General features: G+C 65.9%; 15 protein-coding genes and 1 tRNA gene. 7 read left to right on the forward strand and 9 right to left on the reverse strand.

Going from position 1 to position 16,097, the window contains the following annotated elements:
* Positions 1-3 precede the first annotated feature (3 nt).
* The 7 genes from CCOS191_RS17470 to CCOS191_RS17500 form a co-directional block, all read right to left on the reverse strand.
* Positions 4-972, reverse strand: coding sequence for a Csu type fimbrial protein (locus CCOS191_RS17470; RefSeq protein WP_046856300.1), 969 nt, complete (start codon positions 970-972; stop codon positions 4-6).
* Positions 969-3,302, reverse strand: a complete 2,334-nt coding sequence (locus tag CCOS191_RS17475; RefSeq protein ID WP_172670928.1) for a fimbria/pilus outer membrane usher protein — start codon at positions 3,300-3,302, stop codon at positions 969-971. Before CCOS191_RS17475 ends, CCOS191_RS17470 begins: the two co-directional genes overlap by 4 nt.
* 68 nt (positions 3,303-3,370) lie before the next feature.
* Positions 3,371-4,147 carry a fimbrial biogenesis chaperone gene (locus CCOS191_RS17480; RefSeq protein ID WP_046856302.1) on the reverse strand — a complete coding sequence of 259 codons (777 nt, stop codon included), beginning with the start codon at positions 4,145-4,147 and terminating at the stop codon, positions 3,371-3,373.
* A 34-nt stretch (positions 4,148-4,181) separates the two neighbouring features.
* The gene (locus tag CCOS191_RS17485; protein WP_082120453.1) at positions 4,182-4,685 is read right to left on the reverse strand and encodes a Csu type fimbrial protein; all 504 of its coding nucleotides are present in this window, start codon (positions 4,683-4,685) and stop codon (positions 4,182-4,184) included.
* Positions 4,686-4,688: 3 nt separating this feature from the next.
* Positions 4,689-5,222 carry a Csu type fimbrial protein gene (locus tag CCOS191_RS17490; protein WP_046856303.1) on the reverse strand — a complete coding sequence of 178 codons (534 nt, stop codon included), beginning with the start codon at positions 5,220-5,222 and terminating at the stop codon, positions 4,689-4,691.
* 17 nt (positions 5,223-5,239) lie between these two features.
* Positions 5,240-5,773, reverse strand: a complete 534-nt coding sequence (locus tag CCOS191_RS17495) for a Csu type fimbrial protein (RefSeq protein WP_046857848.1) — start codon at positions 5,771-5,773, stop codon at positions 5,240-5,242.
* Between the two features lie 24 nt (positions 5,774-5,797).
* Positions 5,798-6,325, reverse strand: a complete 528-nt coding sequence (locus CCOS191_RS17500) for a Csu type fimbrial protein (RefSeq protein WP_046856304.1) — start codon at positions 6,323-6,325, stop codon at positions 5,798-5,800.
* 271 nt (positions 6,326-6,596) lie between these two features.
* On the opposite strand from CCOS191_RS17500, the gene CCOS191_RS17505 reads away from it, so the two are divergent.
* Genes CCOS191_RS17505 through CCOS191_RS17515 form a run of 3 tightly spaced genes read left to right on the forward strand, consistent with a single transcriptional unit; the run spans position 6,597 to position 11,747 of the window.
* Positions 6,597-8,879: an ATP-binding protein gene (locus CCOS191_RS17505; RefSeq protein ID WP_046856305.1), complete on the forward strand. Its 2,283-nt coding sequence runs from the start codon at positions 6,597-6,599 to the stop codon at positions 8,877-8,879.
* Between the two features lie 11 nt (positions 8,880-8,890).
* Complete coding sequence (locus CCOS191_RS17510; protein ID WP_046856306.1) at positions 8,891-9,352, forward strand: response regulator; 462 nt, start codon at positions 8,891-8,893, stop codon at positions 9,350-9,352.
* A gap of 10 nt (positions 9,353-9,362) precedes the next feature.
* Positions 9,363-11,747, forward strand: coding sequence for a response regulator (locus CCOS191_RS17515; protein WP_046856307.1), 2,385 nt, complete (start codon positions 9,363-9,365; stop codon positions 11,745-11,747).
* 54 nt (positions 11,748-11,801) lie between these two features.
* Here the strand turns inward: CCOS191_RS17515 and CCOS191_RS17520 are convergent.
* A tRNA-Gln gene (locus CCOS191_RS17520) sits at positions 11,802-11,876 on the reverse strand.
* 291 nt (positions 11,877-12,167) lie between these two features.
* On the opposite strand from CCOS191_RS17520, the gene CCOS191_RS17525 reads away from it, so the two are divergent.
* Genes CCOS191_RS17525 through CCOS191_RS17530 form a run of 3 tightly spaced genes read left to right on the forward strand, consistent with a single transcriptional unit; the run spans position 12,168 to position 13,797 of the window.
* Positions 12,168-12,410, forward strand: a complete 243-nt coding sequence (locus tag CCOS191_RS17525; RefSeq protein WP_046856308.1) for a hypothetical protein — start codon at positions 12,168-12,170, stop codon at positions 12,408-12,410.
* A gap of 34 nt (positions 12,411-12,444) precedes the next feature.
* A complete protein-coding gene (locus tag CCOS191_RS28545) occupies positions 12,445-12,570 on the forward strand; it encodes a hypothetical protein (protein WP_269451389.1) in 126 nt (41 codons plus the stop codon).
* A 30-nt stretch (positions 12,571-12,600) separates the two neighbouring features.
* Entirely contained in the window at positions 12,601-13,797 is a 1,197-nt protein-coding gene (locus tag CCOS191_RS17530) for an MFS transporter (RefSeq protein WP_046856309.1), read from the forward strand.
* 77 nt (positions 13,798-13,874) lie between these two features.
* On the opposite strand, the gene CCOS191_RS17535 is transcribed toward CCOS191_RS17530, so the two are convergent.
* Positions 13,875-15,689, reverse strand: coding sequence for an ABC transporter ATP-binding protein/permease (locus tag CCOS191_RS17535; protein ID WP_046856310.1), 1,815 nt, complete (start codon positions 15,687-15,689; stop codon positions 13,875-13,877).
* Positions 15,690-15,849: 160 nt separating this feature from the next.
* On the opposite strand from CCOS191_RS17535, the gene CCOS191_RS28235 reads away from it, so the two are divergent.
* The gene (locus tag CCOS191_RS28235; RefSeq protein WP_177330351.1) at positions 15,850-15,993 is read left to right on the forward strand and encodes a hypothetical protein; all 144 of its coding nucleotides are present in this window, start codon (positions 15,850-15,852) and stop codon (positions 15,991-15,993) included.
* Positions 15,994-16,097 lie beyond the last annotated feature (104 nt).

The raw sequence follows: 16,097 nt of genomic DNA on the forward strand, positions 1-16,097 counted from the left end.
CACTCAGAACTGCACATCCAGGATCACGCTGTCGGTGTAGGTCGCCGCTGGCGGCGTGGCCTGGTCGGTGTACACCTTGGCGTTGTAGTTGAACACCTGGCTGCCCGTGCCGGTCCCCGCCCCGGGGTTCACCTCGGCATCGCTGCTCGAACGCCGCGCCGCGCCCACCGAGCCCCAGCGCACCACGCCTGCGCTCTTGAAGATGTCGTAGGCCAGGTAGTTGTTGGCACTGGACTTCATCCGCCGCCGCCCGCCCGACACATTCTGCCCGTCGTCCAGCCCCACCGTGTAGTTGCTGCCCTTGGTGCACGACACGCTCAGGCTCTGGTTCACCGTGCCGAACCCGGCCACCACCGGTGCGCTGGCGAAGCTGATATTGGGCGTGGTGATCTGGCAGTCGTTGCTTACCGTCAGGCTGACGTTCAGGGTCTTGCTGCCACTGCCGATATCGCGCCCCAGGCAGATATTGCCGATGCCGATGCCCGAGCAGTAGTTCCAGCTCCAGGCGACGGTCAGCGTTTCCTGGTACAGGCCAGCGGCGACGTTGCTGCCGATTTGTGTACGCAGATAGATCGGTACCGCCTTGGGCGTCGGACCATTGAGCAGGCCGAGCAGGTCGATGATGCCATTGCGAGCAAAGTCGAAGGCAACGCCCCGAGTGATCGGGTAATTGACACTGTTGTCGGCATACAGGGTGTAGTTGATGACATCGCCGGTCGGGCCGACCAGGCCACCGGAGGCGGGCGTGATGGTTGCGTAGAAGTGGTCATTGCTGGACAGCAGGCTGAGCAGCGAGCCGGTGCACTGCAAGCCGGAATTGGTGGTCGAGGCAGTCTGCACGGTGGTACGTACCAGCGTCGAGTTGACGGTGCCGAACGCCGCTGGCGTGGTGGCCACCGACGAGCACAGTGCCCAGGCCGGGCATGGCGCCAGCAACAGGCCAAACAGCAGGCCGTGCCGTCGAACATTCACTGGCACACCAACGGACCGATCAACGGAATCGGCCCCTCCCCTTCAGGCAGGTCGAACGCCACCTGGCACTGCCCGCCATCGGCCTTGTCCACCTGCAGGCGATTGTGCGGCGCCAGGTTTTCCAGGTAGACCAGCCCATCCCAGCCCACCACCGCCTCGGCGCCGCTTTCCTGGTGGCGTACCCGGCTGCCCAACTTGAGTTCCTGCTGATTGCCGTCGACCAACACCAGGCTCGCCGCCAGCACACGCTTGAGCGGGAACTCCAGCAGGTAACCGCTGCCACGGCGCACGGCAACGCGCTGCTCCACCTGCGGCGCCAGCACATCGGCGGGCAGGTCCATGGGGTCGATCTCGTATTTACCGCGGTAATAGCCGCTGCTGTAGGGCACCAGCAAGTGGCCATTGCGGTCGGTGCGGCCGATTTGCTGGTTCTCGTAGCGCACCGGCACGTCGGCGTAGCCGCTGGTGCTGACCACCACAAAGGCGTCGTCGATGCGGTTGGCGGCGAACAGCCCCGCATCCATCAGCACCAGCGAACCGCTGGCGTCGGCCCAGCGGGTCATCTCGCCGCTGCTGCCGTAGGCGCCCACCTGCAACTGCACCGATTGCAGGCGCCAGGTCAGGTCGGCCTGACGGTAGTCGTCGCGGTTGCCGCCAGTGGCGTAGCCCAGGTTGTAGCCCACACCACCGCCCACCGGCACCGCCTGGCTGTAGTTGACCCGCTGCAGGTCCTGGCCGTCCTTGCTGCGCTCGGCGCTGAAGGCCAGGGTGCCGCGCAGGTCGAAGGGGATCACCAGTTGCGCCTGCACCGCCCACTGGCTGTCACCGACCTCGCGGTTGGCCGACAGGTACAGGCTGCTGTTGCGCCACAGCGGCTTGCTCCAGCTGAGGTTGATCAGCCGCGTGCGCGTGCCGTCACCAGCGCGCACATCGAAGTAGCCGGCGCCGAGGCTGCCGTAACTGTCCAGGTTCAGGCTCAGGGTCGCCTGCTCGCTGCGCTGGCTCAGGCGCGTGTAGGGGCTGTCGACCCGCGAGAGGTCGGCGTAGTCGCCATGGCGCTGCACACGCTGGTAGTTGAAGCCGATGCGCCGACTGTTGTACTGGTAGCCCAGCGCCAGCTGCTGGCCTGTATCGCCCTCGAAGCGGCTCTGGGTCACGGCCGCATTGAGCACACCGAAGGTCCCCAGGCGCAGGTTGCCGCCCAGGCCGCCGAGCATCAGCGACTCGGCGCTCTCGGCATGGGTTTCCACGGTGAAATAATCGGACAACCCATGGCGCAGGGTCGCCGAGGCCACACCCGGGCCGTAGGCGAAATCGCGCACGGCGTAGTCGCGGCGCAGGCTGCCGGCGGCCACCGAGAAGTCCGACAGGCCCTTGGCCAACAGGCTGCTGGTGACATAGAACGGCAAGGTGGTCGACACCTGCCGGCCCAGGGCATCGGTGGTGACCACCACCGCTTCGCCGGCGCCATTGATGAACGGCACGTTGGTCAGGGTGTAGGGCCCCGGTTGCAGCTCGGTGCTGCTGCTCTTGTAGCCGTTGATGAACAAGTCCAGTGAAGTCGGCACGGCGGCTTCGCCGGCAAAGGCCGGCAGCGGATAGGTGACCAGGTCGGGACGGGCGCCGAAGTCGCGGGACAGTTGCAGGCCGCCCACGCGCACCGAGGTGGTCCAGGGCAGCGCGCCGGTCACCAGGTCGCCGGCCTCATAGGTAAGCAGGCGCTGCTCGTCGGTGTAGCGGAAGGTGGTGTCGTAGCGCAGGAAGCCCTGCCGGCCCTGGGCCTGGGCGCCATTGAACGACTGGCGCCATTGCCCGGTGGTGGAAAAGGTGCCCCAGTCGTCGAACAGGCGCAGTTCGTTCCAGGCGGCCAGGTAGCTGCCGCCCTCATCGGTGTCGTTGAGGTAGGCGTCGTAGTTGAGCAAGGCGCCGAAGCTGCTGCGGGCGTCGCTGGCCGGGTACAGGTTGCGCTCACCGACCTGCTGGTCGGGCAGCCAGGCCGGCGGCACCTGCAGCAGCAGGCGCTGGTTCTGGCTGTCGTAGTCGCTGTGCAGGCCAGAGATATCGTCCAGGGCCACCTCGCCTTGAGGCTCGCCCGGCAGCCTGACGCCCGCCTCGCGCAGCACCTCGCTGGCCAGGTACAGGCGCCCGGCGCGCTGCTGCACCGGCACCAGCTCAGCCTTGGCCACCTGGTTCACCAGCAGGTCGAGGTACAGCGTGGCGTCGGCGATGCCGGCATGTTCCGAGGGCGGCGGCGGCAGCTCGTCGGCCACGCCCAGGCCGGGTCCCAGCACCGCCAGGCCCAGCCACAACCGGTGCGTTGCCACCCGCACCCAGCTCACACACGATTTCCAACCATTGCCGGGTCCTCCCTGGCCCCTGTGATCCGTTCAAGCGTGGGTCATTGCCCCTGTTTGATGGCCTGCGCCACCTCCTGGCCGTTGACCCGCCCTTTCAGCACGCTGGCAGCACCCGGCGTGGCCGGTGCCGGCCAGCGCATGCTGGCGCCGGGCAACACATAGCCGAGCAGCCCTTCGACCAATGGCCTGTCCTGGCCAGCCTGCTGCAGCACCACGTCGGTCAGGCGCGCATGCACCGGCCCCGTGTTGCGCAGCTCGACATAGGGCTTGCCCTGTACCGTCACCGCGCGCCAGCTCAACTGCGGCTTGCCCACGCCTTCGGCGCTGCGCTTGCCCTCTGGGTCGGGCTTGCCCCACAGCCCTTCGCCGTAGACGAACAGCGGTACCGAATAGCGCATCTGCAGGCGGATCGCTGCCTTCGGCCCTTCGCTGGCGGCATCAGCCGGCAGTGGTGACGGTATTTCGTCGATGATGATGCGGTACGCCTGCTCCTGGCCCGCAGGCGAACTGCCCGTGCGGGTCAGGCGGATAAGTTGCTTCTGGCCCGCCGGAATATTGGCCACCGGCGGGCTGCCAATGATCTCGCGCTGGGCCTGGAACTGCTCCTGGTACTCGCCCTGGCGCCAGGCGAACACCCGCACCTGCAGGCTGGCCGGCGCCGTGCCACGGTTTTCCAGCCACAGCGCGCCGGCCTTCTGGTCAGCCTCCAGCACCGGGTCAATCGGCCAGATCAACACCGAAGTGGCCGCGAAAGCCGGTGCACTGGCCAACAGCAGCAGCCCGATGATCCCACGCGCCCAGTTAGCGCCTGCCCCCATGCCCCTCTCCTTCTCTGTTATCCGCAGTGGCCTTTCACCAGGTCACCGTCACTTGCACGACATCGGTGTAGGTCCCTGCCGGCAAGGTGCCGGTCAGGGTGGTACGGCCATAGACCGGCAGTTTGATTGCGGTCGGGTCGCTGTAGCTCACCGCCACGCTGCTGCCAATGCCCAGGCTCTGGCTGAAACCGGCGTCGCGGTAAAGCTGATAGGCCAGCAATTGTGTACCGCCCGAGCGCTTGAGATTGCGGGTGCCGCTGGCGCTGTTCTGGCCACCGTCCAGGCTCATGCTCAAGGCCACGCCGGGGGTGCACTGGAAAGTCACCGTGCTGCCGCCAAGCGAGGTGCTCAGGGTGGCCGTGGACAGTGCCGAGCTGGTGCCGTAGTCGAGCACGCCATAGGCCGTCACGCCGCCCACCACCAGGCAGCCGGCGACGATCTGTGCCGTCACCTGGAAGGTGCTGGTGGTGACCGCGTGGGCGCCCTGGGTCAACGCTAGGCACAAGCCGACCGCCAGTAGCCGCGCAGTGCCTGGCATGGCTCAGAAACTCAGCTCGACCGCCACCGTGTCGGTGTACACCCCGGCCGGCAGACCGGCCTTGCCGCGGGCCTGGCCGTACAGGTTGACGGTCTGCGCCACGCCGGTACTGGTCGGCAGGGTGATGGTGCCGTCGATCGCCAGCAGCTGGGTATGGCCGGCATCGGTGTAGAAGTCGTAGGGCACGAAATTGCCCGCGCCATCGGCCAAGGCCCGGGTCCCGCCGGCGGACTGCGAGTCATGGGCGCCGGCACGCACCTTGATCGTCGGCACCGTGCCTGCCGAGCAGAGAATGCTCATGGCCCCGCCGCCACCGCCGAGCACCTGGCCATTGGCGGTGGTGAACAGTGAATCCTGGGTGCCGAAGTTGAGGCTGCCGAAGTTGAGCCCCGAGGTGCCACCGCTGCCGTTGACCTGGCAGGCGGCGGTCAGGGTCAGGGTCGAGCTGATGGTGCCGGTCACGGTGGCGGCCTGGGCCTGGGCCGTCAGGGCGAGGCCAAGGCCGGCGAGGATGCAGCGGGTGAGGTGCTTGGGCATTGCAATCTCCTTGCGTGTTACCAGTCCAGGGTCACCCTGAGGGTGTCGCGATACAGCCCGGCGGGCAGCGCGCGGGGTTGCGCGACCACCACGCCGTAGATGGGCACGGGCACTTGCTGGGTACTGCTGATGGTGAAGGTACGGGCCTGGCCGATGCCGTAGCGGCTGTTGCCGCCCGGGTCGATGGCCAGCTGGTAGGGAATCAGTTCGCGGCCATTGCTCAGGCGGCGCACGCCGTCGCTGCCGTTCTGCCCACCATTGATGCGCACGCTGAACGCGCGTACCTGGGGCGAACAGCTGATCTGCAGGCTGCCCTCGCCGCCGGCCTCGTCGACCCGACTGGTCAGAGGTTGATCCCAGGTCGGCCCCCGCGCACCGAAGTCCATCAAGCCCGGGTTGCCCAGGGTAGCCGGTTGCGGGTCGCTGCTGATCTGGCAGGCGGCGCTGATCACCAGGCGCGCCTGGATGAAACCGGTGGTGGTGCCGTGGGCCGCGCCACTGGGCAACAGCAGCGGGCCAAGGGTGAGCAGCAGGATCGAACCACGGTGCAGCGCGTCCATGAGCATGAAGCCTCCCTACCAGGTGACCGTGACTTTGAGCAGATCGGCATACAGGCCAGCGCGGGGCACCCAGGCCAGCTTGTCGATCCGTGCGTAGAGGGGAAGCTCCACCGAGCCGCTGTCCGGCACCCGCGCCGATTGCGCAACGTCCACCGCCAGCGGCTGGCGCCAGGCGGCGTCGCGGTAGAGGCGATAGGGAATCGGCCGGGCCTGGACATCGCGGCTTGCCAGGTAGCGCAGTTCGCCGACACCGCCGTGCTGGCCGCCATCGACACGCACCTGGTACGGGGTATCGGGGTTACACTCCAGTCGCGGCGGGCGCTGGGCCAGCAGCACGCCACTCAACGGTGCACCAGGGCCATCCAGGCGCGCCGCGCTGCCCAGGTCGATGCGCCCCAGCGCCTGCGGGCCGGCATCGCGTTGCTGGTTGACCAGCATGCACCCGCGCTGCACGCGCACCTGCACTTCGACAAGAAAATCCGCTGCCATGGCGTTGCCACTCAACCACAGGCCCAACAGCATGGCCACAAAGCGCTCCGTCACCTGTCAGTCCTTCCTGTATAGGTTGAACTTGAGCGTAGCAGCGCGATTGGATCCGGGCCGGGCAAGCCCTACCCCTCTTTGGCATTAATGAAAATGGTGGGACCGAGGGCTATGCAGCCCTTTACGAGCGCGACAAGCGCGACACGATAGAATTTTCTTGCCTGGCAACGAAACCCCAGCGCCTGGCGCCTTTCAAAACAAGCAGATCCGGCAAAGTAGCCGGCATTCTGATACCGTTCACCAGCAACATCCTGTGCAATACGCATGCACCATGCGTGGACGGACCCTACAGGAGAGTCCCGTGACGACCGAACAGACCTCGCTCGAGCAGGCCATCGAGCGCTGTGCCCAGGAACCGATCCAGGTTCCGGGCAGCATTCAGCCACAGGGTTTCCTGTTGGTGCTGGACGAGACCGACCTGCGTATTCTCCAGGCCAGCGAGAATGCCGAGCGCTGGCTGGGCGTACCTGCCCGCGCGCTGGCGGGCCAGGCCTTCGCCGAGCTGGTCAGCGCCAGCTTCGACCTGCGCGCCCGCCTGGCCAACCTGCCCGGCGACGAGATCTTCCCGTTTCACATCGGCGACACACGCCTGCACGACGGTGCGCCTTGGCAAGCGCCGCTGCGGGTCCTGGCCCACCGCCACGACCAGGTGCTGATCCTCGAACTGGAACCGCACCGCGGTACTGCGCAGGGTAGCGAGAAGGACAACTACTACCCGCTGGTCCGCGCCTTCGTCAGCACCCTGCACCAGGTCACCAGCATCGACGAGTTGCTGCTGCAGTCCGTGCGCCAGATCAAACGCATCACCGGCTTTGGCCGGGTCAAGGCCTACCGCTTCGACAGCGAGGGCACCGGCACGGTCCTGGCCGAGGACGCCGACCCGGGCTACCCGAGCTACCTGGGGCTGTGCTTCCCGGCTTCGGACATCCCGCGCCAGGCCCGCGAGCTGTATCGGATCAACCGCATCCGGGTGATCGAAGACGCCAACTACCAGCCCTCGCCCCTGGTGCCGGCCAGCAATCCGCGTACCGGCAAGGCCCTGGACATGAGCTTCGCCTCGCTGCGCAGCGTATCGCCGGTGCACCTGCAGTACATGCGCAACATGGGCACCCTGGCGTCGATGTCGCTGTCTATCGTGGTCGATGACCAGCTATGGGGCCTGGTGTCCTGTCACCATGACCAGCCAAGGCCGGTGGATTTCCAGACCCGCACGGCCTGCGAACTGCTGGCCAATGTGCTGTCGTTGCAGATCGAGGCCATCGAGTCCCACGACAGCACACGCCAGCTGCTCGACTTGCGCCAGCGCATCGTGCGCATGCTCGGCTCGATGGCCGACCACGACAGTGTCAGCGATGGCCTGCTCGCCCAACCCGAAGTGATGCTGCAGTTCGCCGGGGCCTCGGGGGCGGCGATCATCAGCGCCGAGCGCTGCGACCTGATCGGCGCCACGCCGCCGGCGGCGCTGGTCAATGCCCTCGCGCACTGGCTGGCGCGGCGTGACGGCGAGGCGGTGTTCCATACCGACAACGTTCACCGTGACATCGAAGAGCTGCCCGAGCTGGCCCGGCATGCCGCCGGGGTAATGGCAGTCGCGATCTCGCAGATTCATTCGCACTATCTTGTCTGGTTCCGGCCCGAGCAGGCCCACACGGTGAACTGGGCGGGCCGGCCGGAGAAGTCCGTAGGTTTGCAAGGCAATCTCAATCCACGGCACAGCTTCGAGCGCTGGCAGCAGGAAGTGCGCGGTTTCAGTGCGCCTTGGCACCCGCTGATCGTCGAAGGCGTATTGGAGCTGCGCGGCGCGGTGCTCGGCATCGTCTTGCGCAAGGCCGAAGAACTGGCACAGCTGGCCGGCGAGCTGAAGCGCTCGAACAAGGAACTCGAAGCCTTTTCCTACAGCGTGTCCCACGACCTGCGTGCTCCGCTGCGGCACATCGCCGGCTACAGCGAACTGCTCGGCGAAATAGAGGGGGAGCAGCTCTCCGAGCGCGGCAAGCGCTTCCTCGGCCATATCGAGGATGCCGCGCAGTTCGCCGGCACCTTGGTGGACAACCTGCTCAACTTCTCGCAGATGGGCCGTTCGGCGCTGCGCCTGTCCGACGTCGACCTCAATACCCTGGCCGACACCATCCGCACGGAACTGGTGCCGGACTATGCCGGGCGCGACATCGTCTGGGAAATCGCCGACCTGCCCAAGGTGATCGCCGACCCGGCATTCATCAACATGGTCCTGCACAACCTGATCGCCAATGCCATCAAGTACACCCGTGGCCGCGCGCCCGCGCGCATCGAGATCGGCGCGGTGCGTCACCGGCACGAGCTCGAGTTCTATGTGCGCGACAATGGCGTGGGCTTCGACATGGCCTATGTCGACAAGCTGTTCGGCGTGTTCCAGCGCCTGCACCGCATGGAAGAGTTCGAAGGCACCGGGATCGGCCTGGCCAGCGTGCGCCGCATCATCGAGCGCCACGATGGCCGGGTGTGGGCCGAGGGCCGCATCAACCAGGGCGCCAGCTTCCACTTCACCCTGCCACTCAACCCAAAGTCTGCCTGAGGCCGGACATCATGCTCAAACCTATCCTGCTGGTCGAAGACAACCCCAGAGACCTCGAACTGACCCTGCTCGCCCTCGAGCGCAGCCAACTGGCCAACGAGGTGGTCGTGGTGCGCGACGGCGCCGATGCACTGGACTACCTGCTGCGGCGCAACGCCTTTGCCGGACGCGACGGCGGCAACCCGGCAGTGATGCTGCTGGACCTGAAGCTGCCCAAGATCGATGGCCTGGAAGTACTCAAGGTGGTGCGCGAAACCGCCGAGTTGCGCAGCATCCCCATCGTCATGCTGACGTCCTCGCGCGAGGGGCCGGACCTGAGCCGGGCCTATGAGCTCGGGGTCAATGCCTATGTGGTCAAGCCTGTGGAGTTCAAGGAGTTCGTCACCGCCATCTCCGACCTGGGCATGTTCTGGGCGGTGCTCAACGAGCCACCACCCGGCTCGCTGCGCCTGAACCGTCGCGGCAGCAACTGAGGCGGACACGATGCAGCTTACTCCGCTGAAACTGCTGATGGTCGAAGACAGCGCCATGGATGCCGAACTGATCCTGGTGCGCCTCGAGCGCAGCGGGTTTCAGGTGCAATCACGGTTGGTGTTCGACCATGTCGGTGCCGAGCACGCCCTGGGCGAGTCCTCGTACGACCTGATCCTGTGCGATTGCGTGCTGCCGAGCTCCTCCGGCACCGATGTGCTGGCCATCGCCCAACGCCTGGCGCCACACATCCCGTTCATCTTCCTCTCCGGCATCTACGGCGAAGAGCACGCGGTGGAGATGATCCGCCTCGGCGCCACCGACTACGTCCTGAAGAAGAACCTGCCACTGCTGCCCAAGGCCGTGCGCCGGGCGCTGACCGAAGTGCAGGAACGCCAGCGTCGACGCCGTGCCGAAGAAGCCCTGGCCGAGGCGGAGGCGCGTGCCCGCATCGCCATCGATGCCGCCGGCATGGGCACCTGGGACTACCGCCCGCAGGACGAGCAGCTGGTCTGGGACGACCGCTGCAAGATGCTGTTCGGCCTGCCCAGCGACACCCGGATGACAATCGAGGTGTTCTACGCCGGCATCCACCCCGACGACCAATCCCGTGTGCGTAACGCCGTCGAGCAGGCCATGCGCCCTGACAGCGATGGCCATTACCGGGCCGAGTTCCGTATCGCGCAACCCGGCGCACTGGAACCGCGCTGGCTGCTCTCCACCGGCCAGACCCAACTCGTCGACGGCCTGTGCGTACGTTTTTCCGGGGTGCTGCAGGACATCCACCAGCAGCGCCAGGCCACCCGAGCGCTGGAGCAACTCAACGAGATGCTCGGCGAGCGGGTCGAGCGCCGCACCCGCGAGCGCGACCGCGCCTGGGAACTGTCCCAGGACCTGCTGGCGGTACTCAACAAGGACCTGACCCCGGTAGCCCTCAACCCGGCCTGGGAAGCCGCGTTGGGCTTTCCCCGTGAGCGGTTGGCGCAGATCTCGCTGCTGCAGCTGCTGCCGGAAGCCGACCAGGAAACCTTCCTCACCGAGCTGGCCGCGCTCTCCCAGGGGCGCACCAGCGCCCGCTTCGTCGGCCGCATCCTGCATGCCGAAGGCCAGCAGCGCTGGCTGTCGTGGGTGGTGGTGCCGGACGACAACCTGCTGCATGTGGTTGCCCGCGACATCTCCAGCGAACGCGAGGCGGTGCTGGACCTGGCCGAGGCCAACGAACGCCTGCGTGAACAGATCGCCGAACGCGAACGCATCGAGGCCGCGCTGCAGCAGATGCAGCGCCTGGAAGCGGTGGGCCAGCTCACCGCCGGAGTGGCGCACGACTTCAACAACCTGCTGACGGTGATCCTCACCGGTGCCAGCTTCCTGCAGAACGACCTGGACAAAGGCCTGCTGGACAAGGCACACAAGCGCCTGCAGCACATTCGCGAGGCGGGCGAGCGCGGGGCCAAGCTGACCAGCCAGTTGCTGGCGTTTTCGCGCAAGCAACGCCTGGAGCCGGTGCCGTTGAACCTCAACCGCACGCTGGCGGGGCTGGAGGAACTGCTGCGCCGCACGCTGGGTGGCAGCGTCGCAGTGCGCCTGGAGCTCGATGCTGGGCTATGGCAAGCCCTGACCGACCCGACCCAGACCGAAATGATCATCCTCAACCTGGCGATCAACGCCCGCGACGCCATGCCCGAGGGCGGCCAGCTGACCCTGGCCACGCGCAACACCCGGGTCAACACCCACCCACAACGCCCGGAGGACCCGGAGCCCGGGGAGTATGTGGTGCTGAGCATCCGCGACAGTGGCTGCGGCATGAGCGAGGAAGTGCTGGCCAAAGCCTTCGAGCCGTTCTTCACCACCAAGGACATCGGCAAGGGTTCGGGCCTGGGGCTGGCGCAGGTGTTCGGCTTCGCCAAACAGATCGGCGGTGGCGTGCGCATTGATACAACGCCAGGCCGCGGCACGTTGGTCAGTGTCTACCTGCCAGCGGTGAAGGCCCGTGCCGATGCGCTCACGGCAGGCGAGGACGATGTGCGCCCGCTTTTCGCCCGAGGGACCGAGCGTCACATCCTGCTGGTTGACGACGACCATCTGGTGCGCGAGATGATCGGTGACCTGCTGCAGCGCCAGGGCTACGAGGTACACCAGGCGCACAACGGTAAGCAGGCCATGGCCCTGCTCGATGAACGCATAGACCTGCTGCTCACCGACTTCGCCATGCCGGAGTTCAATGGTGCTCAACTGGCGCTGGCGGCCCGCGAGCGCTTTCCGCGCCTGCCCGTGGTGTTCCTCACCGGGTACGCCCAGCTGCAAGGGCTGGAATTGCCGGGATGCCAGGTGGTGCAGAAACCGGTGCACGAACACATCCTCGCCCAGGTGCTGGCCGAGTCGCTGGAAAACAGGTAGGCAGAAACGAAAAAATCGCCGAAAGGCGATTGAGGAGAGAATACAGCTTGGAAATGGCAGGGGCGGCTGGATTCGAACCAACGCATGGCAGGATCAAAACCTGCTGCCTTACCGCTTGGCGACGCCCCTGTATCGGATCTGGCGAATGACTGATCACCGCCTCACTGACAACCCCTGACAGCTCCGTGTGTTGCTGCTCGGGAATGGCCGGCACTTTAACAACCTTTTTTCGAGGTGGGAAGCTTTTTTTTAAAAAAAACGCAGAAAAACAGCAGGTTAGTTGTATCAGCCAGCTTTCGAGAGGGTTCTCGCGGCGCATCCGACAACCGCTCGTCGCAATTCCACCGCCTCGCTTCAACACAATCGCATTCCTCCATTCCAATCAGATAGAGCCCATCGGCGCATCACAAGGAGGACGCCATGCCCGTTTCCCATGACCTCTACCAGGACCTGCACTACCCACGCGAAATCGTCCAGCAACGCCGCCAGCAAGACCCGCAGCTCGACCGCCTGCTGGACGAGTACATGGACATCGACAACCAGGTGCTGGCCGCCGAGTCGATCTCAGCAGGCAACTTTGTGGACGAAGACCTGCGCCATCTCAAGGAGCGCCGTCTGGCGGTCAAGTACATGATCGAACGCCGACTCGAGCACAGGACCTGACCCTATCGCTTTTCGCGATCATTAGGTGCTGGTGATGGCCAGGCCGGCCCTGGGCAAGAGCCTGGACGGCGCCATCGCCTATCTGATGCGTACGCGCAGCCGGACAGTTGCATCAGTACGGGTCAGCCTGAGCCCGCTCGATGAGGCCACTATTGTCTAGAGTGAAATCGGAGCAACGCCGAGATCACCCATGAACAGTGTTCCGCACTCGCGCCGCCGCCACAGCCTCGCCCTCATCCCCCGCAGCGTCTGGGCCCTGGGTTTTGTCTCGCTCCTGATGGACATCTCTTCGGAGATGATCCATGCCCTCCTCCCGCTGTACATGGTCAGCGTGCTCGGCACATCGGTGCTGGCCGTCGGCCTGATCGAAGGTATCGCCGAGGCGACGGCGGCGTTTACCAAGGTGTTCTCCGGCACCCTCAGCGACCGCCTGGGCAAGCGCAAGCTGCTGACGGTGATCGGCTACGGCCTGGCCGCCGTGACCAAGCCGGTGTTCCCGTTGGCCCCAGGGCTGGAATGGCTGACCGCTGCGCGTTTTCTCGACCGTGTCGGCAAGGGCATCCGTGGCGCGCCGAGGGATGCGCTGATTGCCGATGTCACTCCCGCCGAACTGCGCGGCGCAGCATTCGGCCTGCGCCAGGCGCTGGATACGGTCGGGGCCTTTTTCGGGCCATTGCTGGCGATCCTGTTGATGTGGTTGACCGCGAGCCACTTCCAGACGGTGTTCTGGGTGGCGGTAGTCCCCGCATTTATGGCGCTCTATGTGCTGGTCGCCTTCGTTCGCGAGCCCGACAAGCCCGCAGCGACAAGTGCGCGCGCCGCTCCCCTGGCATTGCGTGAGCTGGCCCGGCTGGGCAACCGTTACTGGCGCCTGGTCATGTTGGCCACGCTGTTCACCCTGGCACGCTTCAGCGAGGCCTTTCTGCTGCTGCGCGGTCAGGCGCTTGGCCTTGCGGCACTGTGGGCGCCAGCCGTGCTGGTGCTGATGTCGCTGGCATATGCACTGTCGGCCTACCCCGCCGGCGCACTCTCCGACCGGATCGGGAGACAGGGTGTGTTGATGGCCGGGCTGGCCCTGCTGGTAATGGCCGATCTGCTGCTGGCCTGGTTGCCGGGCCTACCCGGCCTGGTGCTGGGAGTTACCCTGTGGGGACTGCACATGGGCTTTACCCAGGGCGTGTTCAGCGCCCTGATCGCCGACAGCGCGCCCGAGGCGCTGCGCGGGACTGCGTTCGGCGTGTTCTACCTGGTGACCGGGGTGGCGTTGCTGGTAGCCAGTGTGCTGGCCGGTGGTTTGTGGGACTGGGCGGGGTACCGGGCGACGTTCATGGTGGGGGGCGGGTTCGCTCTGATCACGCTGGCCGGGCTGTGGTTTACCCGACGCTAAAACTGGCAGGACCAATCTCATTGCCTGGACTGCGCCATAGCGGGGCAAGCCCGCTCAAGGATGCGGGCGTCCTGGAATCACGGGGTCATGGCTGACGGCTGCGGCTCCAGGAGCGACCAGCCCCCCTGCCCGTCCACCTCCAGGCGATGGGAATGGAACGCCGCCAGGGTGCTGCGGTGCCCGACGCTGACCAGCAGCGTCGCCGGCAACTGCTCACGCAGCAGCGAATACAACGCATGTTCCAGCCCTTCGTCCATCGCCGAGGTGGACTCGTCGAGGAACACCACCTGCGGCCGGTTGAACAGCACCCGGGAAAACGCCAGGCGCTGCTGTTCGCCCAACGACAGGATGCGCGACCAGTCACGCGGCTCGTCCAGTCGCTCGGCCAGGTGGGCAAGATTGACCTGGCGCAAGGCCTGTTGCATGCGCGCATCGTCCCCAGGCGCGCCCTGCGCCGGATAGGCGATGGCAGTACGCAGGTCACCCAACGGCAGGTACGGACGCTGCGAGAGGAACAGCGCCTGCGTCCCCAACGGCCGCCTGACCTCACCGTCGGCATGGGGCCACAGGCCCGCCAGGGCGCGCAGCAAGGTGGTCTTGCCGCTGCCCGATGGCCCCTTGATCAACAGCGCCTGGCCGCTGTGCAGGTCCAGGTCGAGATCGGTGATCAGCGCGTGACCGTCGGGCCGACGCACCTGCAAGCCATGGATGCCCAGCGCATGCGCCTGGTCCACGGTGGTCACCCGTGGCAACTCACTGGCCTGCTGGTTGGCATCGAGAAACCCGGTCAGACGGTCGAGGGTGGCACGATACTGGGCGAAGGTGTCGTAAGACTCACGGAAGAACGACAGTGAATCCTGCACCTGGCCAAAGGCCTGGGCGGTCTGCATCACGTCGCCGAGCTTGATCGCACCACTGAAAAAGCGCGGCGCCTGGAGGATGAACGGGAACACCACCGCCACCTGGCTGACGCCCAGGTTGAACCCGCTGAACTTGAGGTTCCGGAATACCAGGGCCCAGGCGTTGCCGATCAAGGCGAAGAAACGCCCGAGCAAGGTGCCGCGCTCCACCTGCGCGCCCTGGTAGAAGGCGATGTTCTCGGCGTTCTCGCGCAAGCGCATGAGCGCGTAGCGGAAGTTGGCGGTGAGTTTTTCGTTGAGGAAATTCAGGCGGATCAGCGGCTGGCCGAGGCGAAAGGCGATCCAGGTGGCGATCAGCACATAGATGTAGACAGCAAACACCATCGCCCGGGGGATTTCGACGCCGGCCACGGCCAGTGGCGCGGACAGGCCCCAGAGAATGCCGGTGAACGCCACCAGCGACACCACCGCGCCAACCGCCCCCAGCGCCAGGGAAAGGGAACCGGTGACAAAGTTGTTCACGTCCAGCTCGATACGCTGGTCGGGGTTGTCCACGGGCTCTGCGAGAAACTGCCCACGGTAGTAGGCATCGCCGTGCATCCAGTCGGCGGTCAGGCGCTCGGTGAGCCACACCCGCCAGCGGATGTTGAAGGCCTGGGTCACATAGAAGGTGAACAGCGAACGCAGTACATGGATGGTCGCCAGCACCGCGAACACCCCGAGCATGTACCAGAACGCCGTCTGGTCCAGGGCCTGCAAGGCACTGTAGAAACCGTTGTACCAGAACGAGAACAGCACGTTCAGGCGCACCGCGAACAACGTCAGCACCAGCAGCAGGGCGAAGGCCAGCAGCGGGCGCCAGCTGCGGCGCCAACTGAAATAAGGTCCGGCCAGGTGCCAGAACTGAGCGCCCCAGCGAGTGCAGCGCACCGCCAGGAAGGCGGCGGTGATGAAGCAGCCAAGGGTGACCAACGAGGCGATCGCCAGCCAGCTCAGGCTCGCTTGCAGGGCCTGGTGCCAGTTCATGTCCATGGTGGGCTTCCGTCAGGGTGTTTTTGCGAGCGTAGCACCGGCTATTCGTTAACCCTGCGAACATGACGGACATTTCATCCAGGCCATGCGCTGCGCCAACATCTGTGCATGACGTGTCCGGGCGCGGATAATCGCGGCACAGCCACTGCAGAACCAAGCCATGAACATTCGTCTTGCTTCGACCAATCGCTCCAATGAGCCGATGCGCCGCTTGCTGAAGCGCCAGGGCTTCGTCGCAAGCGGCGTAGTCGAAAACCTCGACCAAGGGGATCCGGAGCGGGTCTATTTCTGGATATCAGAATAAGCCGGGGCGCCTTGCGCCCTATCGCCGGCAAGCCGGCTCCCACAGGGTAGCGCATGATCTCGAGCTGACGCGGTCGGTGTGGGAGCCGGCTTGCCGGCGATGGG

It is taken from the genome of Pseudomonas sp. CCOS 191, from assembly GCF_001007005.1.
In the GTDB taxonomy this organism is placed as follows: Bacteria; Pseudomonadota; Gammaproteobacteria; order Pseudomonadales; family Pseudomonadaceae; genus Aquipseudomonas; species Aquipseudomonas soli.

Excerpts from the sequence above, each read along its gene's own strand:
- CCOS191_RS28545 (WP_269451389.1), top strand. The coding sequence starts at position 12,445 with ATGGCCAGGCCGGCCCTGGGCAAGAGCCTGGACGGCGCCATCGCCTAT.
- CCOS191_RS17525 (WP_046856308.1), top strand. The coding sequence starts at position 12,168 with ATGCCCGTTTCCCATGACCTCTACCAGGACCTGCACTACCCACGCGAA.
- CCOS191_RS17480 (WP_046856302.1), bottom strand. The coding sequence starts at position 4,147 with ATGGGGGCAGGCGCTAACTGGGCGCGTGGGATCATCGGGCTGCTGCTG.
- CCOS191_RS17515 (WP_046856307.1), top strand. The coding sequence starts at position 9,363 with ATGCAGCTTACTCCGCTGAAACTGCTGATGGTCGAAGACAGCGCCATG.
- CCOS191_RS17505 (WP_046856305.1), top strand. The coding sequence starts at position 6,597 with ATGCGTGGACGGACCCTACAGGAGAGTCCCGTGACGACCGAACAGACC.
- CCOS191_RS28235 (WP_177330351.1), top strand. The coding sequence starts at position 15,850 with ATGAACATTCGTCTTGCTTCGACCAATCGCTCCAATGAGCCGATGCGC.
- CCOS191_RS17490 (WP_046856303.1), bottom strand. The coding sequence starts at position 5,222 with ATGCCCAAGCACCTCACCCGCTGCATCCTCGCCGGCCTTGGCCTCGCC.
- CCOS191_RS17535 (WP_046856310.1), bottom strand. The coding sequence starts at position 15,689 with ATGGACATGAACTGGCACCAGGCCCTGCAAGCGAGCCTGAGCTGGCTG.
- CCOS191_RS17485 (WP_082120453.1), bottom strand. The coding sequence starts at position 4,685 with ATGCCAGGCACTGCGCGGCTACTGGCGGTCGGCTTGTGCCTAGCGTTG.
- CCOS191_RS17510 (WP_046856306.1), top strand. The coding sequence starts at position 8,891 with ATGCTCAAACCTATCCTGCTGGTCGAAGACAACCCCAGAGACCTCGAA.
- CCOS191_RS17530 (WP_046856309.1), top strand. The coding sequence starts at position 12,601 with ATGAACAGTGTTCCGCACTCGCGCCGCCGCCACAGCCTCGCCCTCATC.